Source organism: Streptomyces sp. NBC_01465 (genome assembly GCF_036227325.1).
Taxonomy (GTDB): Bacteria; Actinomycetota; Actinomycetes; order Streptomycetales; family Streptomycetaceae; genus Streptomyces.
In genome coordinates, this window is record NZ_CP109467.1 from 2,983,069 (window position 1) to 3,002,959 (window position 19,891).

General features: G+C 71.7%; 16 protein-coding genes and 1 tRNA gene. 2 read left to right on the top strand and 15 right to left on the bottom strand.

Features of this window, described 5'->3' with window-relative positions:
• Positions 1-47: 47 nt before the first annotated feature.
• The 3 genes from OG707_RS13815 to OG707_RS13825 all read right to left on the bottom strand — a co-directional run bounded on the left by OG707_RS13815 (position 48) and on the right by OG707_RS13825 (position 2,446).
• Entirely contained in the window at positions 48-422 is a 375-nt protein-coding gene (locus tag OG707_RS13815) for a type II toxin-antitoxin system death-on-curing family toxin (RefSeq protein ID WP_329117947.1), read from the bottom strand.
• Positions 419-643 (bottom strand): hypothetical protein, encoded by a 225-nt coding sequence (locus tag OG707_RS13820; protein WP_329117949.1) that lies wholly within the window; start codon positions 641-643, stop codon positions 419-421. The genes OG707_RS13815 and OG707_RS13820 overlap by 4 nt, the downstream gene beginning before the upstream one ends.
• Positions 644-982: 339 nt before the next feature.
• Positions 983-2,446: an MFS transporter gene (locus tag OG707_RS13825; RefSeq protein WP_329117951.1), complete on the bottom strand. Its 1,464-nt coding sequence runs from the start codon at positions 2,444-2,446 to the stop codon at positions 983-985.
• Positions 2,447-2,618: 172 nt separating this feature from the next.
• On the opposite strand from OG707_RS13825, the gene OG707_RS13830 reads away from it, so the two are divergent.
• A tRNA-Cys gene (locus OG707_RS13830) sits at positions 2,619-2,690 on the top strand.
• 62 nt (positions 2,691-2,752) lie between these two features.
• Here OG707_RS13830 and OG707_RS13835 read toward each other — a convergent pair.
• The 9 genes from OG707_RS13835 to OG707_RS13875 all read right to left on the bottom strand — a co-directional run bounded on the left by OG707_RS13835 (position 2,753) and on the right by OG707_RS13875 (position 13,567).
• A complete protein-coding gene (locus OG707_RS13835; protein WP_329117953.1) occupies positions 2,753-3,259 on the bottom strand; it encodes a DUF1269 domain-containing protein in 507 nt (168 codons plus the stop codon).
• Between the two features lie 89 nt (positions 3,260-3,348).
• A complete protein-coding gene (locus tag OG707_RS13840) occupies positions 3,349-5,529 on the bottom strand; it encodes a terpene synthase family protein (RefSeq protein WP_443071327.1) in 2,181 nt (726 codons plus the stop codon).
• 71 nt (positions 5,530-5,600) lie between these two features.
• Entirely contained in the window at positions 5,601-5,999 is a 399-nt protein-coding gene (locus OG707_RS13845; protein WP_329117957.1) for a cytidine deaminase family protein, read from the bottom strand.
• Positions 5,996-8,302: a xanthine dehydrogenase family protein molybdopterin-binding subunit gene (locus OG707_RS13850; RefSeq protein WP_329117959.1), complete on the bottom strand. Its 2,307-nt coding sequence runs from the start codon at positions 8,300-8,302 to the stop codon at positions 5,996-5,998. Before OG707_RS13850 ends, OG707_RS13845 begins: the two co-directional genes overlap by 4 nt.
• Positions 8,299-9,828, bottom strand: coding sequence for a 2Fe-2S iron-sulfur cluster-binding protein (locus tag OG707_RS13855; RefSeq protein ID WP_329117961.1), 1,530 nt, complete (start codon positions 9,826-9,828; stop codon positions 8,299-8,301). Before OG707_RS13855 ends, OG707_RS13850 begins: the two co-directional genes overlap by 4 nt.
• Positions 9,825-10,718, bottom strand: a complete 894-nt coding sequence (locus tag OG707_RS13860; protein WP_329117963.1) for an FAD binding domain-containing protein — start codon at positions 10,716-10,718, stop codon at positions 9,825-9,827. Before OG707_RS13860 ends, OG707_RS13855 begins: the two co-directional genes overlap by 4 nt.
• A gap of 235 nt (positions 10,719-10,953) precedes the next feature.
• Positions 10,954-12,588: a beta-N-acetylhexosaminidase gene (locus OG707_RS13865; protein WP_329117965.1), complete on the bottom strand. Its 1,635-nt coding sequence runs from the start codon at positions 12,586-12,588 to the stop codon at positions 10,954-10,956.
• A gap of 99 nt (positions 12,589-12,687) precedes the next feature.
• Positions 12,688-12,975 carry a DUF3039 domain-containing protein gene (locus tag OG707_RS13870; RefSeq protein ID WP_329117967.1) on the bottom strand — a complete coding sequence of 96 codons (288 nt, stop codon included), beginning with the start codon at positions 12,973-12,975 and terminating at the stop codon, positions 12,688-12,690.
• A gap of 31 nt (positions 12,976-13,006) precedes the next feature.
• Positions 13,007-13,567 (bottom strand): YqgE/AlgH family protein, encoded by a 561-nt coding sequence (locus tag OG707_RS13875; RefSeq protein ID WP_329117969.1) that lies wholly within the window; start codon positions 13,565-13,567, stop codon positions 13,007-13,009.
• Positions 13,568-13,778: 211 nt separating this feature from the next.
• Here OG707_RS13875 and murA point away from each other — a divergent pair, with 211 nt between their 5' ends.
• Positions 13,779-15,119, top strand: coding sequence for a UDP-N-acetylglucosamine 1-carboxyvinyltransferase (gene murA, locus OG707_RS13880; protein ID WP_329117971.1), 1,341 nt, complete (start codon positions 13,779-13,781; stop codon positions 15,117-15,119).
• A gap of 87 nt (positions 15,120-15,206) precedes the next feature.
• Here murA and OG707_RS13885 read toward each other — a convergent pair whose 3' ends face one another.
• The 3 genes from OG707_RS13885 to OG707_RS13895 all read right to left on the bottom strand — a co-directional run bounded on the left by OG707_RS13885 (position 15,207) and on the right by OG707_RS13895 (position 19,851).
• Positions 15,207-15,488, bottom strand: coding sequence for an HU family DNA-binding protein (locus OG707_RS13885; RefSeq protein WP_003968811.1), 282 nt, complete (start codon positions 15,486-15,488; stop codon positions 15,207-15,209).
• Between the two features lie 235 nt (positions 15,489-15,723).
• Entirely contained in the window at positions 15,724-17,166 is a 1,443-nt protein-coding gene (locus OG707_RS13890; RefSeq protein ID WP_329117973.1) for an NAD-dependent malic enzyme, read from the bottom strand.
• A gap of 342 nt (positions 17,167-17,508) precedes the next feature.
• Positions 17,509-19,851 (bottom strand): HelD family protein, encoded by a 2,343-nt coding sequence (locus tag OG707_RS13895; RefSeq protein ID WP_329117976.1) that lies wholly within the window; start codon positions 19,849-19,851, stop codon positions 17,509-17,511.
• Positions 19,852-19,891: the final 40 nt, after the last annotated feature.

The window sequence follows — 19,891 nt, forward strand, 5'->3', positions numbered from 1 at the left end:
CCGCCGACGACGCCGGGGACGGGTCCGGTGCGACTCAGGTCACAGCGTCACAGCGCGCGGAGGCGCTGCGCGAGGGCGGGGAGGTCGCTTGCCGTACCGGCCGCGATGTCGATGACGAGGTCGTACGCCACGTCCTGGTCGGCGCCGGCGAGATCGACGCCGTTGAGCGCGAGGAACGTCGCCGCTGCCAGCCAGGCGGTGCGCTTGTTGCCGTCCACGAAGGGGTGGTTGGTGGCGATGGCGTGGAGGAGGGCGGCGGCCTGCTCGTACGTGTCGCTGTACGCCTCGGTGCCGAACATCCGGGCGCGCGGCCGGTGCACGGCGGACTCCAGGAGCCCGGGGGCCCGGAGCTCGGGCGGCTGCCCGCCGAAGGCGGCGCTGGCGAGGCCGGTGACCTCGGCGACGGTGAGATGACGGGTCATTCGCCCAGCCTCCGCAACAGATCGGCGTGCGCCCCGGCCAGCCGCTCGGCGGCCGCCTGCACGCGTTCGCCCTCGGCGCGGAGGTGGAAGCGGACGGCGTCCTGGACGAGGTCGTCGGCGGTACGGCCCTGGGCGTCGGCCAGGTCGGCGAGGGCGACGGACTCGGCGTCGGTGAGATTGAGGTTGAGGTTGAAGTTGAGGTTGATCGTCTGGTGGTGCACGGGAGGAGCGTACGGGGGTGGGGGTGGGGGTGGGGGCGCATGGGGGATTGCGGGGGCCCGCCCCGGCCACCCTGCACGCACGGCCGGCCTGCGGCGGTCGACGGCGAGGGGCGCCTACGAGCAGGAGGCCGCAGGGTCGCAGCCTCCTTGCACGCACCCGGCCCGCACCACCAACCCGCGGCCGCCAACGGCGAGAGCCACCCACGACCAGGAGGCCGCCCCATCGCAGCCACCTTGCACGGGTGGGCGTGGTGGGAGGCAGCGGCGCGGAGCGCCGGGGTGGTGGCCGCGGAGCGGCCGGGGTGGTGGCCGCGGAGCGGCCGGGTGCAGCGGCGTTGGCTACGCCGCCCCGCGGCGGGGAGACCCCGGCCCCAGCCTCGTCGCGACCCACATCCCCACCAGCGCCACCCCGGCCATCGGCAGGAACACCGCCGCGAACGCGGCAGGGTGCGACGCCGACGACGTGTCGTGAAGCGCCCCCACCGCTCCCCCGCCCAGCGCAGCGAACGTCGCCCCGCCCACCGCCAGCAGAATCACGTTCGACAGCCCGTCGGAGATCTGCAGCGCCGCCGAGTTCTCCCCCGCCTCCTCGGGCGCCGACAGCTTCAGCAGCAGCACGCTCGTCGACGCGATCACCATCCCCATCCCGAAGCACCCGATCGCCCACGCGACCGCCACGATCCACACCGGCACCGACTGGATCAGCACGCTGGGCGCCAGCACGATGGCCACCACCACGCACAGCATCCCGAACACCATCAGGCTCTGCCGGTACGGCTCCAGCCGCGGCCGGGACTGCACCCACGACCCCAGCGCCCACGTCCCCCCGCCGACCGCCAGCGAGAGCCCCGCCATCGTCGGCGAGAGCCCCCGCTGTGTCACCAGCATCAGCGGCACGAAGCTCTCCGCCGCGATGAAGGACCCCGCCGCGATCCCCCGCAGCAGCACCACGGACGGCAGCCCGCGCACCGCGCGGTAGGTCCCGCGCGGCAGCAGCCCGAGTACGGCGGGCACCAAAAGCCCCGCACCCGCCACCGCCGGGATCAGCGACAGCCACCGCAGGTCCTCCCCCGCGTACTGCAGCAGCGCCGCCCCCGCCGAGATCGCGAGCGCCAGTCGGATGCGCCGCCGGTCGAAGGGCGGAACCGGGGCCGAGGGGTCCGCAGGGCCCGATGCCATCCGCCGGATCGCCGGGAGCGCCAGCGCGAGCGGGAAGACGACAAGGACCGGAATCCCCACGAAAACCCAGCGCCAGCCCAGGTGTTCGGTCACCGCCCCGGAGACCAGCGGCCCGACCACCGACGGCACCACCCAGCTCGCCGCGAACCCCGCCATGATCGCGGGGCGCAGCCGCTCGGAGTAGGCGCGGCTGACGACGACGTACAGGGCGACGATGACCAGTCCCCCGCCCAGCCCCTGCACCGCACGCCCCGCGATGAACAGCCACATCGAGGACGCCGTGCCGGACAGGAGCAGCCCTGCTCCGAAGGCGGCGATCCCGGTCGCGAGGGGCGCGAGCGGCCCGCGCCGGTCTGCCCACTGCCCGGAGAGGACCATCGAGAACAGAGACGTCGTGAAGTACGCGGAGAACGCGAAGGCGTAGAGCGAGACACCGTCCAGTTCACGCGCCGCGATCGGCATCGCCGTGCCGACGGCCGTCGCCTCGAAGGCGATCAGCAGGACGACGGTGATGATGCCGAGGGAGAGCGCGCGGTGGGTCCTGCCGAGGATCCCGCCCTGCTCAGGGGCGGGTATGGGGGCGGGGGCAGCGACCTCGGCGTCGCGTGGTTCCAGGACGGTCATGGGCTCAGAGTAAGGGGCGTTGCGGGCTTTGAACCCTGTCCCGGGGAGGGCCTGGGCTAGGCCTTTGGTCGTACGACCATGAACGCCGTGTGGCAGTCGCATTGCAGGGCGGCCCGCACCCTTGAGCTCCCGCACCCCGCCCGCCTACGGTCGAGGTGTTCGAGTGGCACATGGCCGTGTGCCCGAGTGGCTGAGGGATTCGCCTGCAAAGCGAAGCACACGGGTTCGATTCCCGTCACGGCCTCACAGCGAAGGAGTGGCCGCCCCCATGGTGCGGGGGCGGCCACTTCTTCGCGTGCGTACGGACTAGGCCTGCTTCTCGGCCTGCGCCGCCTTCACCATCTCCTTGAGGTGCTCCTCGTCCTCCGTGGAGAGCGAGGTCTGCACCAACTGGCCGCCGAACTGCGCCAGCTCCGGGACGACCTTGTCGCGCGCCGCAGTCTTGACCAGCACGAAGAGGGCAGCGGCTCCGGGACGGAGGTTCTCGCTGACCTCCTTCATGAAGTTGTCGTTGACCCCGGTGTCGGTGACGGCCCCGCCCGCGGCGCCCGCCGCCGCGCCCACAGCCGCGCCGAGGAACGGCACCAGGAAGAGCAGCCCGATGACGCCGCCCCACAGCGCGCCGCTGGCAGCACCCGTGGTGGTGTGGTTGACGGCCTGGTGCAGCTTGATCTTGCCGTCGGACTCGCGGCGCTCGACGACGACCGCGTCCTCCAGCTCGACAAGGTGTTCGCGGTTCATGGAGAAGAGCTTGTCGCGCACCTGGTTGGCGGTGGCGAGGTCGTTGTAGGCGACGACGAACAGATTGCTCATGCGGACTGACTCCTCATCGGGATGCGGTACGACAACACCCACTATAGGAATAAGTCCGCAAATAGGGCATAAACGGCGTGTGTGGATCCTCAGCCGGCGACGAACACCCGCGCCGCCGAGGTCCCGATCCCCGTCGGCGCCAGCGGCAGCGGGCGGATCCCGGGCCGGTCGGCCAGCAGCTCCGCCTCCCCGTAACGGCGCGTGCCCCGGTGCCAGTTCAAGATCGCCACCATCCAGTCCTCCAGCTCGCGCACATGGTCGGCCATCGCCTGCCGCCCCTCCCCGTCGAGCCCGAAGTCCTCGTACAGCACCGGGAGTTCATGCTCGGCGACATGCTGGAACTGTCGCATCCGCTCCCGCATCAGATCGTCGACGACCGCGAGCGCGGCCTCGTAGTCGCAGCCGAAGAACGTCTGCACCACCAGCAGGGCGTTGTGCAGCTCGCCCTCGAACTCGATCTCCTTCTGGTACGAGAAGACGTCGTTCATCAGCGCCGCGTAGTCCGCGGCCGCGCCCTCCAGCGAGCGCATCGGGCCGCTGTTGTAGAGGGCGGCCGGGATGACATTCCCGCGCCGCAGGCGCGCGAGCGCCATCGTGAGGTCCGAGCCGAAGGTCGCCCGGCGCATCTCGATGTAGTCGACCGGGTCGGGGACCCGGTGCTCCGCCTGGTTGGCCAGCTCCCAGAGCCAGCTGTCGAGCATCGTGTCGACGGCGGCCCTGAAATACCGGCGCCCTTCGAGGTCCAGCGGGCCCGCCGTCCGCGCCCACAGATCCGCGAGACCGCGCTCCATCGCGTCCATGGGGACGACCTCCGACTCCCCCTCGACCGCCATCAGCGCCGCGAGCCGGTCCTTGGAGAGCTTGGCGGCGAGCAGGCTGCGGGACTGGCCGAGGACCAGCGGGTAGAAGTCGTCCGCGTACGTCCCCCACGCCAGCCACTCCGCCGACAGCGCCAGCTCCTCCGGGGTCGCGTCCGGGTCGATGCCCGCCGAGCAGAGCGCGAAGTCGTAGCCGATGAGTTTGTGCTCGTCCCAGATGTCGCTGAGCATCCCCATCCGGTGCGCCCACTCCACCAGCGCGACCCGCGCCCCGGGAAGGTGCGGGCTGAGCGAGAGCGGGAACGGCACGTCGAAGTCGAGGAGTTGGGAGGGTCCGGTCCGCTGGAAGGGGACATGCGCGTGCTGCCTGAGCCTGCCGAGACCGCTCGCGCCGATCAGCTGCCTGATGTCGGCCGCGGACGTGCCGGGCCCCGAGAGAGCACCCAACGCGAAGCCCCGGTCGGCCCGCCCCTCCGGGTAGCGGCCCGAGGCCGCGTGCCATTCGTGGCCGCCCGACTGCCAGTCCTGGAGGCCCTTCACATACAGCAGCGTGTCCGCGACCCCCGCCGCGTCCACGCCCGACTCCGCGAAGACCGGGGCCAGTTCGGTCAGTGCCGTGTGCTCGAACTGCTGGAGGCGCGAGGTGATCAGGTCGTTGACGGCGTCCGCCGCCTCCTGCGTCGTACACCCGAGGAAAGTCTCCAACACCAGGACGCCGTTGGAGAGTTCACCCTCGTCGTGGATCTCGCGGTCGTACGAGAAGAGGTCGTTGCGCAGGTGCACCCCGTCCGAGAAGGCGTCCTTGAGGACCCGCAGCGGGCGCGTGCCGGCGATGGCGGCGGGGATCTCGGCGGTGACGTACTCGACCAGGCCCGCCGACCAGGGCGCGCCGCCCACCTTGCGCCGCATCTCGATGTACTCGACGGGGTTGGAGATGCGGCCCGCGTTGATGTTGGAGAGTTCCCAGAGGGACTCGTTGAGGAGGTGCTCGGTGGACTCCGCGAACCGCGCCCGCCACTCCATCGACATGGAGGGGACGGTCCGCGCCCAGAGGTCCGCCAGGCCCGCCTCGACGGGGTTCTGCGGCTCCGGGAAGCCGGCCGACAGATCCATGGGCATGAAAGCCGGGAGGCGGTCCAGATAGGCCTTGCCGCCCTCGCGGTCGTGCGAGTACTTGAAGAGCTTCAGGAAGTGGTCGTCGAAGAAGAAGACCCACACGTACCAGTCGGTGACCGTCGCCAACTCCTCGGCGGTGCAGTCCGGGTGCGTGTAGGCGCAGAGCAGCGCGTAGTCGTGGGAGTCGAGGTCCTTCTCCTCCCAGACGTCCGAGCCCTCCAGCATCCCCATGTCCCTGGCCCACTGCTTGGTGTGGGTCCTGGCTGCTTCGAGGTGGGGATTGAGCCGTGCCGGATGAGGCAGATAGAACTCCGGCATGACAAAACTCTTCGCCACTGCACTCCGGCCTTTCCCACGGGGTCACTGAACTCGGTCAGCACTACCCGCGGCCCGCCGGGGCCATCCGCTCAGAGCTGGTGATCTGCCCAAACGTATGACTCGGGCAGCAAATCCCTGACAGGGACGGCCTTTACGTGCTCACCTACGTGCTCACCGGCGCCGAGCAGCACCCGGATCTCCGGGAAGTAGTCGAGCAGGACCTGGCGGCAGCGCCCGCAGGGCGGCACGATGCCGCGGCCCCCGTCGCCGACCGCGACGATCGTGGTGAGGTCGTACGCGCCCTGGGTGGCCGCCGCCCCGATCGCGACGAGTTCGGCGCAGGGTCCGCCGGTGAAGTGGTAGACGTTCAGGCCGGTGACGATCCTGCCGTCGGCCGTGCGCACGGCCGCCGCCATCGTGTGGTTCTCACCGCGGCAGCCGGTGGCCGCCAACTCCGTTGCCGCCGCGACGAGTTCGGCGTCGCTCACGGTGTCACCACGGCCGCCTGCGGCCGGATCGGCAGCCTGCTGACCGGACGCCCGGTGGCCGCCCGTACGGCCGAAGCGACCGCCGCCGGAGACGCCACCACGGGCGCCGCGCCGGCCGCCTTCGCGCCGAAGGGGGCGACGACGTCGCGCTCCTCGACCAGCTTCACGATGCGGATGTCCGGGGCGTCGAGGGCGGTCGGCAGTGCGTAGCCGGTGAGGTCGGGGTGGCGGATGACTCCGCGCGTGGTCCGCAGGTTCTCGGTGAGCGCCGCGCCGACGCCGAGCGTGACCCCGGCCTCGATACGGGCCGCGAGCTGACGGGGGTTGAGGACCCGGCCCACGTCCTGCGCGACGGCCAGCTCCACCACCCGGACCGAACCGAGCTCGATGTCCACGTCCACCACCGCGCGGATCGCGCAGAACGCGAGGCCGACGAAGGCGTCGCCCTGCCCGTTCTCGTCGAGCGGCTCGGTCGGGTGCGGCCGGCACTGGGCGGTGGCCCAGAGCTCCTTGCCGTCCATCGCCTCGGTGACGGTCGTCGAGAGCACACCGTCGTACGACGTGATCTTGCCGTCCGCGATCTGCAGCAGCTCCGTCGACATCCCGAACTTGTGCGCCAGGGGCTGCAATAGCTGCGTCCGCACCATCTTGGCCGCGCGCTCGACCGCACCGCCGGAGACCCAGGTGTGGCGCCCGTGCGTCGCGGGCCCCGCCGGGGGCTGGTCGGTGTCGACCGAGGCGACGTGCACCTCCTCGACTCCGAGCGTCTCCTGGACGATCTGCCGGGCCAGCGTGGAGAATCCCTGCCCGGTCTCGACGGCCGCGCAGATCACGGTCGCGACCCCGTCGTGGACCTTCACGGTGGCCGTGGAGACCTCGTCCTTGCCCTCGGCGCCGAGCATGTGGACCATGCCGACGCCGTAGCCGACTCCGCGCCGTACGGCACCGGGCTCGCCCGCGCCCTCGGGCCCTCCGGGCAGCAGCCACTCGTCCTCGGGGGTGTCCACGGGGAGCGCGGGCAGCGGGAAGTCCCTTACCGCGCGCAGGAGTTCGGCGACGGGGGCCGGGCAGGTGACGGTCTGGCCGGTGGGGAGCAGGTCGCCGGTGGCGAGCACATTGCGGAGGCGCAGCTCGGCGGGGTCGACGCCCAGCTTGGCGGCCAGCTTGTCCATCTGGCCCTCGTACGCGGCACAGACCTGCAGCGCGCCCTCGCCCCGGACGTGGCCGGACGGCGGGTTGTTCGTCCGTACCGCCCAGCCCTCGATGAAGGCGTGCGGGACGACGTACGGGCCGCAGGCAAAGGCGACCGCGGCGGCGAGCGACTCGGAGGAGGCGTCGGCGTACGCGCCCGCGTCGAGGAGGATCTGCGCCTCGACCTTGACCAGCCGACCCTCGGCGTCCGCGTGGTGGCGGTAGCGCAGGAGGGTGGGGTGGCGGTGGGCGTGGCCGAGGAAGGACTCCTCGCGGGTCGCGGCGAGCTTGACCGGGCAGCCGGTCTTCAACGCCAGGAGCCCGAGCGGGAGTTGGAAGCCGGTGTCCTCGCGGTCGCCGGTCGCGCCGGGCACGCCGGTGACGACGACCTTCACGCGGTCGGGCTCCAGGCCGAAGCAGGCGGCGGCCAGATCGCGGTCGGTGTGCGGGTCGGTCGACGCCGTGTAGATCTCGACGCCGCCGTCGGGGCGGGGCACGGCGAGACCGGCCTCGGCACCGATGGGGGCGGGGTCCTGGCGGCCGATGCGGTAGACCCCTTCGACGACGACCTCGCCGGTGATGTCGGGGTCGCCGTAGCGCAGCGGGATGTGGCGGATGACGTTGCCGTCGGGGTGCAGCGGCTCGGCGGCGAAGGCCTTCTCCGGGTCGGTGACCGGCTCCAGGACCTCGTACTCGACCGCGATGGCGGCGACGGCCAGGCGCGCGGTGTCCGGGTGGTCGGCGGCGACCGCGGCGATGGGCTCGCCGTGGTGGCGTACGAGGTCGGAGGCGAAGACGGGCCGGTCCGCGACGGTGCGCCCGTGGGCGGTGTCGCCGGGGATGTCGGCGTGCGTGACGACGGCCCTCACGCCCGGCATCGCGGCGGCGGCCGAGGTGTCGATCGAGACGATCCGGGCGTGGGCGTGCGGCGAGCGCAGGATGGAGGCCCAGAGCAGGCCCTCGGCCCAGAGGTCGGCGGCGTACGGGAAGGTGCCCTCCGCCTTGGCGCGCGCGTCGGCCGAGGAGAGCGACGCGCCGAGCCCGTGGGCGGGCTGCTCCTGCTCGGTGCCGCTCGTCTCGGGGGTCGTCGCGGTGGCCGCGTCGTTGCTCACGCCATGCCTCCGTCGTGCGGGTGGGGTTGCTGCTGGACGCTGCCCGCGCCGGGGGGCGCCTGGTGCGGGATGCGGGCTTCCTCGGTACTCGCTGCGGTCGCCGCTGCCGACGCCTCGCGCCCGGCGACGACCTCGGCGACGGCGTCCAGGACGCCCCGGTAGCCGGAGCAGCGGCAGAGGTTGCCGCAGAGCGCCTGACGGGTCTCGAGCTCGGTGGGGGCGTGGTTGCCCTCGAGGAGGTCATGGACCGTCATGGCCATGCCAGGGATGCAGAATCCGCACTGCACGGCCCCGCACTGGGCGAGGGCGCGCTGGACGTCGGAGGGTTCGCCGTCGGTGGCGAGCCCTTCGACCGTACGGACCTCGGACCCGGCGGCGGTGGCCGCGGGCACCAGACAGGAGGCGACGAGCCGCCCGTCGACCTGGACATTGCAGGCCCCGCACTCGCCCTGCGAGCACCCGTCCTTGGCCCCGGCGAGACCGAGGCGCTCACGCAGGACGTAGAGCAGCGACTCCCCGATCCAGGCATCGGTGACGGGCCGGTCGGCGCCGTTCACGCGCAGGACGTAGGAGGCGGGGGTGTGCTCGCTCCGGGCTGCGGGGAGCGCGGGTTCGGCTTCGGGTTCGGCCGCGAGATCGAGATCGGCCTCGGGCTCGGGTCCGGGCACATCGGCCTCGGGCTCCGGCTCTTCCGCGGGCACCTGTTCCTGCACGGGTGCAGGTACGGGAACGGCGGACTCCGGCTCCGGGACGGGCGCGGGCCGCGCCTCCTCGACCGGAGTTTCCTCGACGGCCGTGAACGTCTCGTCCGGTACGGGCGTGCCCTGCGCCGGGGTCCCGCCGCCGGCCACCGCCCATGGCGCCGGGGCGCCGCCGGGCAGGGTCGGCGGGGCCTGGTGGGTCGTGAACTCCGGTACCGGGGTGCCCTCGGGCGGGGTTCCGTCCGTCGCGGCCGGCGTCGGCCACGGCGCGGGGGCCGGCTCCGCGTCCGGGTGCGTGGGGCGCGGGTCGAAGTCCCCCGCGGGTTCGTCCCGTACCGCCCAGGGAGCCGCCGCCCCGCCCGGCAGCGTCGCCGGGCCGCGCAGCGTCGACATCGTGAACTCGCCCGAGTCCTCCGGGACTTCGCCCCCGGCCACCGGGATCGTCCACTGGCCCGTGAGGTCGCTCGCCGTCGGCTCGGGCTCCGGCTCGCTGAACGTCCACTGCCCCGTCAGCCCCTGGTCCTGCACCGGCGCGGGCGCCGGTTCCGGCTCGGGCCACTGCGGGGCCTGCGGTGTCACCGGCATCGACCAGGACCCCGTCGCCGCCGGGTCCGTACCGGCCGCGGGCGTCAACGGAAGGATCATCGGCGGTACGTAGCCGTGCCCGGGCGCCGCGAGCGGCGAGCCCGCGGGGCCCGCCCAGTCCATGTCCTCGGGGTACGCGGGCAGCTGGACGAACGCCGTCGCCTCGGAGTCGTACTCGCCGCCCTGCGGGACCGGCTGCCAGCCGCCCTGCTGCTCGTGGTTCTCGTCGTTCGTGGTCATGCCAGCGCCCTCCCCAGTGCTCGACGGGCCAGTGCGGCGACGGTCCGCCGCAGGTGGAGTACGGCCGGGGACAGCGGTGGCGCCTCGTCCCCCTCGCCGACCGGGTCGGGGATGCACGCGGCCGCGACGTACTCCCCGAAGGCGTGGAGCGCCTCCGGTGCGAGCGCCGCCCGTTCGCCGTCCCAGTCGATCAGCGAGGCGATCCACTGCTCGGCCTCCAGCGGCCGCAGCGGCATCGGCGCGATGGCGCCGACCGCGCACCGCACTCCGCGCCGCGCCGGGTCGAGGACGACCGCGACCGAGGCGGTGGCGCGTCCCGGCCCGGTGCGCCCGGTCGCCTTGAGGAAGACCTGCGGGGCGTGCAGCAGCGGTACCCGTACAAAACCCACCAACTCGGCGGGCTCCAGCATGTCCCGCCCCGCGAGCAGATGCGAGACCGGCGTCTCGCGCCGCGCCCCGCCGGGCCCCGCGATCACCAAGGTGGCTTCCAGCGCGGCCAGTACGGGCAGCGCGTCGCCGGTCGGTGCCGCGGTGACGATGTTCCCGCCGAGCGTTCCGGCGTTACGGATCTGGGGCGGGCCCGCGGCCCGCGAGGCCGCCGCCAGCGCCGGGATCAGGGCGGCGAAGTCCGGCCGCCCCATCCGCGCGTGCGTGAGGCCCGCGCCGAGCAGCGCGTGTCCGTCCTGGTAGTGCCAGCCGCGGATCTCGCTGATGCGGCCGAGGCCGACGAGTCCCGCGGGCCTCAACAGGCCCGCGTTGACCGCCGCCATCAGGTCGGTGCCGCCCGCGACGGGCACGGCGGCGGGCATGGCGGTGAGGGCCGCCACGGCCTCGTCGAGCGAGGCCGGCAGCGTCACGGCTGCCGCCGCCTGCGGTACGTACGTGCTCAACCCAGCTGCCCCTTCCAGGTCCGTCCCGGCAGTCCGCCGCACTACGGCCGTACGGTACGTGCTCACAGGCCGGACGTGGCAACTCTGGCACATCTTCCGATCTGCCCGACGCGAGGGTCCACGAAGGGATGATCCGTACCGGTCCACGTCGATGGTCCGTTTCGCACGGCTTGTTCCGTACGGCCCTCAACGGTCCCAGGAGCGCGCCCGCGGGACACGCACCTTCCCCTCACGCTCACACGTTTGGGGGCGCCCCCTCGATCGGGCGTCCGAGACTTCCCTTGAAATTCTCGGGGGCCGGTCGCTTCTGCCACGGCAACGGGCCCCCGGGCGCCCGGTAGTCGACGCCCAGCGCGTCAAGTCGCCCGTAGTGGGCGCCCATTCGGCGGTCGAAGTCGGCGTAGTCGCGCTCCGCGGAGGCGGGCAGGTCGGACCAGGCGACCTCGGCGAAGGCGGCCAGCCGCGGGAACGTCTGGTAGTCGACGCGCGCCTGGTTCTCCATCACCTCGGTCCACACATTGGCCTGTACGCCGATCACATGGGCAGCGGCCTCCGGGCTCAGCTGCGGCGGGACGGGCTCGAAGCGGTAGACGTCCTCGAGGGTCCGTACGTACGCGATCGGCATCGGCTCCTCGTCGCCGTCCGCCTGCCGGTAGTCGAGGTAGACCTGCGTGTGCGGGCACATCACGACGTCGTGCCCGGCCTCGGCGGCGGCGATCCCGCCCTCGTAACCGCGCCAGGAGGAGACGGTGGCGCCGGGTGCGAGCCCGCCCTCCAGGATCTCGTCCCAGCCGATGAGGCGGCGGCCGCGCTCGGCGAGCCACTGGTCGAAGTGGCGGATGAACCACGACTGCAGCTCGTCCTCGTCGGCGAGCCCGAGCTCCTTGATGCGCGCCTGGGCGGTCGGGGACGCCTTCCACTGGTCCTTGGGGGCCTCGTCGCCGCCGACGTGGATGAAGGTCGACGGGAAGAGGTCGAGGACCTCCTCGAAGACGCCCTCGTAGAAGCGCAGTACCTCTTCGGTGGGGGCGAGGATGTTGGGGTTGATGCCCCAGGTGTCCCAGACGGTGAGCGCGGCCGTGTCCACGACGTCGGTGTTGCCGAGCTCGGGGTAGGCGGCGATGACGGCCTGCGAGTGGCCCGGGATCTCGATCTCGGGGACGACGGTGATGTGGCGCTCGGCGGCGTACGCGACGATCTCGCGGATGTCGTCCTGGGTGTAGTAACCGCCGTGCGGGGTCTCGTTCCAGAGCCCGGAGGTCCGGTACCCCCACCTGGAACGTGCCCGCCAGGCGCCGACCTCGGTGAGCTTCGGGTGGCGCTCGATCTCGATGCGCCAGCCCTGGTCGTCGGTGAGGTGGAAGTGGAAGACGTTGAGCTTGTGGGCGGCCAGCAGGTCCAGGTAGCGCAGGACGCCGTCCTTGGGCATGAAGTGCCGGGAGACGTCGAGCATGAGGCCGCGCCAGCCGAAGCGGGGGCTGTCCTCGACGGTCCGGTACGCGATCTCGTACGCGGCCCGCGCCCGCACCGGCGCCTTGCGGAACGCGTCGGAGCCGAGGAGCTGACGGAGCGTCTGCGCGCCCCAGAAGACGCCGGCCGCGCTGCCGCCGAGGATCTCGACGCCCCGCCCGGAGACGTCGAGCCGGTACGCCTCGGGGGCGAGCGCGTCGTCGATCCGCAGCGTCACCGCGTTCGCGGCGCCCGCCTCGCCCGGCGGCAGCGGCAGCCCGAGCGCGACGCCGACCGTGGAGCGCAGCCAGCGCTCCGTGGTCTCCGTACCGGGGGCGGCGACGAGCTGCGTGTCCGTGACGAGGGAAAAGGCGCTGTGGCCGGGGCCTTGGACGGCCCGGGGTGCCGGAATCAGATCCATGCACCCCACCCCACCCGAACCGGCCGGGAACGGCAAGAGGTCTACACCACTCCGTAACCGGGTGAAGCACCCTGCGCAACGCGGCGCAGGGCTGCGGGCCTACTTGTCCTTGCCGCCCTTGTCCTTGTCGCCGCCGCCGGCGCCCATGGACTCGTAGATCTCCTTGCACATGGGGCAGACCGGATACTTCTTCGGGTCACGGCCCGGGACCCAGACCTTGCCGCAGAGCGCGACGACGGGCGTGCCGTCCAGCGCGCTCGCCATGATCTTGTCCTTCTGGACGTAGTGGGCGAAGCGCTCGTGGTCGCCGTCGCCGTTCGACACCTGAGGTGTCGGCTCTACGAGGGTCCCCGTACCTGCCCCGCGCTCGGGCTCAAGAGTGCTCATAACTGCCAAGGGTACTCAGCAGATGCGGGCTTCAGTTCAGCGACGGGTCGTCCGGGTAGGTCGCGATCATCGCGAGACTGCTGCGCTGGCGCCTCAGCACCGCCCGCCAGAGGCTTTCCGGGCGCGGGGAGGAGACGTCGCCGGGCTCGGAGTCGACGACGTACCAGGCCCCGTCCTTGAGCTCGCCCTCCAGCTGACCGGGTCCCCAGCCCGCGTAACCGGCGAAGATCCGCAGGCTGCCGAGGGCGGCGATCAGCAGCTCGGGAGGCGTCTCCAGGTCGACCAGGCCGATCGCCCCGTACACCCGCCGCCAGCCCAGGGGCCCCGAGCTGCCGGGAATCACCGCGACGCCGAGCGCCGAGTCCAGCGAGACCGGGCCGCCGCGGAAGACCACGCCGGGCTCCCCCGCGAGACTCTCCCAGCCGCCCAGTACGGAACCGACCTCCACCGGGGTCGGCTGATTGAGCACGACGCCGAGCGAACCGCCGTCGTCGTGGTCCAGGAGCAGCACCACGGCGCGGTCGAAGTTCGGGTCCGCCAGGGCAGGGGTGGCCACGAGCAGCCGCCCGGTGAGCGAGGACACCTCCGTCATGCCAGAGATCCTCCCGCATCTTCGCCCTCCGCGGGGAGCGGATCGGGGGGCGCACCGGAGGCGCACACCGCCCGTGGCGACCCCCGCACACAGCGTGCTGTAGCAAACCCATGACATCCCGGGACCCCCCTTGGCCTTACGGAACAGGGGTGTTCCCCCCTTACTCTTGAAAGCTGTCCCCCGTCCGTCCCCCTTCCGGAACGCGAGATTCATGACCGTCACCGACGATGTACTGCTTGTCCACGGCGGAACCCCGCTGGAGGGCGAAATCCGCGTGCGCGGCGCGAAGAACCTCGTGCCCAAGGCGATGGTCGCCGCCCTCCTGGGCAGCGGTCCGAGCCGGCTGCGCAATGTGCCCGACATCCGCGACGTCCGGGTCGTACGAGGCCTGCTGCAGCTGCACGGCGTGACGGTCCGCCCGGGTGACGAGCCCGGCGAGCTGGTCCTCGACCCGTCCCACGTCGAGTCCGCCAATGTCGCCGACATCGACGCCCACGCGGGCTCCTCGCGGATCCCGATCCTCTTCTGCGGCCCGCTGCTGCACCGCCTCGGCCACGCCTTCATCCCGGGCCTCGGCGGCTGCGACATCGGCGGCCGGCCGATCGACTTCCACTTCGAGGTGCTCCGCCAGTTCGGCGCGACCATCGAGAAGCGCGCGGACGGCCAGTACCTGGAGGCCCCGCAGCGCCTTCGCGGTTGCAAGATCCGGTTGCCCTACCCCTCGGTCGGCTCGACCGAGCAGGTGCTGCTGACGGCCGTACTGGCCGAAGGTGTGACGGAGCTCTCCAACGCGGCCGTGGAGCCGGAGATCGAGGACCTCATCTGCGTACTGCAGAAGATGGGCGCGATCATCTCCATGGACACCGACCGGACGATCCGCATCACCGGTGTCGACCGCCTCGACGGCTACACCCACCGCGCCCTCCCGGACCGCCTGGAGGCGGCCTCGTGGGCGTCCGCGGCGCTGGCGACCGAGGGCAACATCTACGTGCGCGGCGCCCAGCAGCGCTCGATGGTGACCTTCCTCAACACCTACCGGAAGGTCGGCGGCGCCTTCGAGATCGACGACGAGGGCATCCGCTTCTGGCACCCGGGCGGCGCGCTCAACGCGATCGTCCTGGAGACGGACGTGCACCCCGGCTTCCAGACCGACTGGCAGCAGCCGCTGGTCGTGGCGCTGACGCAGGCCGCGGGCCTCTCGATCGTCCACGAGACGGTCTACGAGTCCCGTCTGGGCTTCACCTCGGCGCTCAACCAGATGGGCGCACACATCCAGCTCTACCGCGAGTGCCTGGGCGGCTCGGACTGCCGCTTCGGCCAGCGCAACTTCCTGCACTCGGCGGTCGTGAGCGGCCCCACGAAGCTCCAGGGCGCGGATCTGGTCATCCCCGACCTGCGCGGCGGCTTCTCGTACCTGATCGCTGCTCTCGCGGCGCAGGGGACTTCGCGGGTGCACGGCATCGACCTGATCAACCGGGGCTACGAGAACTTCATGGAGAAGCTCACGGAGCTCGGCGCGAAGGTCGAGCTGCCGGGTGGGGCGCTCGTGTAGTTCAAGCCCCGCCCCAGGGCGGGGCTTGATATGCCGAAGGGCGCTACCCCGGCTGGGGTAGCGCCCTTCGTCGTTGCCTACAAGGAATTACTTACCCTTGGCGGCTTCCTTGAGCTTCGAGCCCGCGGAGACCTTCACGCTGTAGCCGGCCGGGATGTTGATCGGGTCGCCGGTCTGCGGGTTACGAGCGGTGCGAGCGGCACGGTGGGTGCGCTCGAAGGTCAGGAAGCCGGGGATGGTGACCTTCTCGTCGCCCTTGGCGACGATCTCGCCGACGGTCTCGGCGAGCGCGGCCAGAACGGCGTCGGCGTCCTTGCGGGTGACCTCGGCACGGTCGGCCAGGGCGGCCACCAGCTCACTGCGGTTCATGTTGTTACTCCCGTGTTCTTCTTGCCTGTAAGGCGTGAGATCGAAGCCGATGCTGCCAGGGCCCTAGGACAGTCCCCGGACCCGGGTCTGACGTCAGACCCTCGCGCCCGATTACGCATCCTGCCCCCACCAGCGGCGGGAAAGCCAATCCGGCACGGACTGCCGGGCTCCTGGGCTCATTGCCCGCCACCCTAAAGGGGCGTTTACGGCGCCGCGTCGCGCGACGCGCCGGGCGTCAGACGGACGTGGGGCCTGTCACAGCCCCGGCGCCCGCACCGGCCGCCTTGGCGGCCGTACGCACCGCCCCGGCGACCGCTCCCGCGACCTTGTCGTTGAAGACCGAGGGGATGATGTAGTTCGCGTTGAGCTCGTCCTCGGCGACGACGTCCGCCAGGGCGCCCGCGGCGGCGAGCATCATCTCCGTGTTGACGGTGCGCGACTGGGCGTCCAGGAGGCCTCGGAAGACGCCCGGGAAGACCAGCACGTTGTTGATCTGGTTGGGGAAGTCGGAGCGGCCCGTGGCCACAACTGCCGCCGTCTGCCGGGCGATTGCGGGGTCCACCTCGGGGTCCGGGTTCGCGAGTGCGAAGACGATGGAACCCTCCGCCATGGCCGCGACGTCGTCGCCGTCGAGGACGTTCGGGGCGGAGACGCCGATGAAGACGTCCGCGCCGACGACGGCCTCCTTGAGGGTGCCGCGGGCGCCCTCGGGGTTGGTGTTGTCGGCGATCCAGCGCAGTGCGGAGCCGGGCTGCGCGTCGACCAGGTCCTCGCGGTCCGCGTGCACGACGCCGTGGATGTCGGCGACGACGGCGTGCTTCACACCGGCCGCGATGAGGAGCTTGAGGATGGCCGTACCGGCCGCTCCGGCGCCCGACATGACGACGCGGACGTCCCCAATTCCCTTGCCCACGACGCGAAGTGCGTTGGTGAGGGAGGCGAGGACGACGATCGCGGTGCCGTGCTGGTCGTCGTGGAAGACGGGGATGTCGAGGGCCTCGCGGAGCCGTGCCTCGATCTCGAAGCAGCGGGGTGCGGAGATGTCCTCGAGGTTGATTCCGGCGAAGCCGGGGGCGATCGCCTTGACGATGGCGACGATCTCGTCGCTGTCCTGGGTGTCGAGGCAGATCGGCCAGGCGTCGATGCCGGCGAAGCGCTTGAAGAGGGCCGCCTTGCCCTCCATGACGGGCAGCGCGGCCATCGGGCCGATGTTGCCGAGGCCGAGTACGGCGGACCCGTCCGTCACCACTGCAACGGAGTTGCGCTTGATGGTGAGGCGGCGCGCGTCCTCGGGGTTCTCGGCGATCGCCATGCACACGCGGGCGACGCCCGGGGTGTAGATCATGGAGAGGTCGTCACGGTTGCGGATGGGGTGCTTGGACGCCATCTCGATCTTGCCGCCGAGGTGCATCAGGAACGTACGGTCGGAGACCTTGCCGACCTCGACGCCCTCGACCGAGCGGAGTTTGTCGACGATCTCGTCCGCATGCGCGGTGGACGTCGCGGCGATGGTGACGTCGATACGGAGCTTCTCGTGACCCGATGCGGTCACGTCGAGGCCGGTTACCGAGCCACCGGAGGACTCCACGGCCGTGGTGAGCTGGCTGACCGCGGTCCCGCTGGCGGGAACCTCCAGTCGTGCCGTCATCGAGTACGAGACGCTGGGCGCCGTTGCCATGGCCGACTTCCTCTTCCGTTGAGCTTCTTTGCTGCTGTCCGATGGTCGCACCTACCTGCGGGTAGCAGGTAAAGGCGGTCCGTTTCGGAAAGAGTTTTCCACCATACGAGAAGTTGGCGCGAAAATGAAGAGGAAACAGAAGAGGCCTCCCTCAGTTGAGGAAGGCCTCTCCCTGTGCGTTTTAGCGACACCGACCCGCCATGCTCGCCTCGCGGCAAGTGGTCGCTCTAAGCGACGAAGGTTGGGCCCGGGGGCTTGGATCGAGCCGGTGTCACACCCAGGCTAACAAACACCCTCAGGAAGTGATTCCCGCATCGCAGATTGACTGACATTCAGCCCCGTTCAGTCCCTCAGAAGGTCCGGGACACCGTCCCCGTCCGGCTCGTCACGTGCGGCGGAGACCACCGTCAGCTGCTGGGTGGCGCGCGTCAACGCGACGTACAGCACCCGCAGTCCGGCCGGGGACTCGTCCGCGATCTCCGCGGGCGAGACGACCACCGTCGCGTCGTACTCCAGGCCCTTCGCCTCCAGGGAGCCGAGCGCCACCACCCGGTCGCCGAGATCCGCCAGCCATTTGCGCGCCTGCTCGCGGCGGTTCATCGCCACGACCACACCGACCGTGCCGTCCACCTGGTCCAGCAGACGCTGCGCCTCGGCCCGTACGGACGCGGCCAGATCGCCGTTCTGTACGACGCCGAAGCGCGGCTTCACGCCGGTCGAGCGGACCGCGGAGGGGGACTCCATGCCCGGCATCGCGAGCTTGAGGACCTTGGCCGCGAGCTCCGCGATCTCCGCCGGGTTGCGGTAGTTGACGGTGAGCGTGAAACGGCGGCGCGGGCGCGTGCCGAGCGCCTCGTCGCGGGCCTCGGCCGCCTCGTCCGGGTACGACCACGACGACTGGGCCGCATCGCCGACGATCGTCCACGTCGCCTGCCGGCCCCGGCGGCCGACCATCCGCCACTGCATCGGCGTCAGGTCCTGCGCCTCGTCGACGATGACGTGCGCGTACTCGGTGCGCTCCTGCGCGAGCCGCTCGGCCCGCTCCCACTGGGTCTCCTCGCGGTGCGGCATCAGCTCCTCGAGGCCCGTGAGCGCGTCCAGCGGGTCGTACTCGCGCTTCTTCTTCGGCTTGTGCGGGGTGCCGAGCAGCGTCTGCAGCTCGTCGAGGAGCGCCACGTCGTGCACGGAGAGGGCTTCACGCTTGAGAGCGCGGGCCAGTTGGCGTACCTCGCGCGGATTGAGCACGCGCCGCGCCCAGCGGCCCAGCCTGCGCTCGTCCGACATGGCGGTGAGCACGCCGCGCGGGGTGAGCTCGGGCCACCAGGCGTCGAGGAACGCGAGGAAGGAGTCCTCGGACGAGACCTCGTCGTCGAAGGTGGAGCGGAGCTCGGCGAGCAGCTCGGGGTCGCTGTAGCGGCCGCGGCCGCTGGACTTGGACCAGAGCGCGTCCAGGAGCAGCTTGCGGGCGCGCGGGCGCAGCAGGTTGACGGGGGCGGTGCCGCCGAGGACGTTGTGGCGGATGCGCTGGAGGTCGTCCGCCTCCAGTTCGAGGCGGGTGCCGAACGCGACCACGCGGAGCCGGTTGGCGGGGCTCGGTGCGCTCCCCTCGTCCCCGAACGCCAGTTGGCCGTTGCTCTCCTTCGGGGCCGGGGCCCTGTCGCCCTCCAGGGCTCCCCTGGCCGCCTTGCGCAGGACCGCGAGCATCCGGGACGAGCCCTTGATGCGGGCGATGGACGGTTCGTCGTACGCGGTCGCCTCCGCGCCGTCCACGAGCGAGCCGAGCGCGCGGATCGCGACCTGGCCCTCCTCGCCGAGCGAGGGCAGCACGCCTTCGGTGTACGAGACGAGCAGCGGCGTCGGGGAGACGATCAGGATGCCGCCCGAGTAGCGGCGGCGGTCCTGGTAGAGGAGGTACGCGGCCCGGTGCAGCGCCACCGCCGTCTTGCCCGTACCCGGACCGCCCGCGACCTCGGTGACCGAGGCGGCGGGGGCGCGGATGACCAGGTCCTGCTCGGCCTGGATGGAGGAGACGATGTCGCGCATGGTGTGACTGCGGGCCTGGCCGAGCGCGGCCATCAGGGCGCCGTCGCCGATCGCGGGGAGCTCGGCGCCGTCGAGCGTGGCCTTGAGCTCCGGGCGCATCAGGTCGTCCTCGACCCCGAGGACCTGGCGGCCCTTGGAGCGGATGACCCTTCGGCGTACGACACGACCCGGATCGACCGGCGTCGAACGGTAGAAGGGCGCGGCGGCGGGCGCCCGCCAGTCGATGACCAGCGGTGAGTAGTCGGAGTCCAGGACCCCGATCCGCCCGATGTGGAGGGTCTCCGCGATGTCCGCCGTGTCGTCGGGGCGGATCGCGTCGTCGGCGGGCTCGACCGAGGTGAACGCCCCGTCCGGGCCCTTCTTGCCGTCCTTGCCCTGCAGCAGGTCGATGCGGCCGAAGAGGAAGTCCTCGAATTCGTTGTTGAGGCGGTTGAGGTGGACACCGGCCCTGAAGACCTGGGCGTCCCGCTCGGCCAGGGCGCCGGGCGTGCCGACCTGGCCGCGCTGGGCGGCGTCGTTCATCAGGAACTCCGCCTCGTGGATCTTCTCCTCGAGGCGCCGGTACACCTGGTCGAGGTGGTCCTGCTCGATACCGATCTCGCGGTCTCTGACCGAGTCGACAGCGGCGTCCTGCGCGGCCACTGAGGCCCCCTTCTGACGTGCATTTGGGCGACCGTCAACC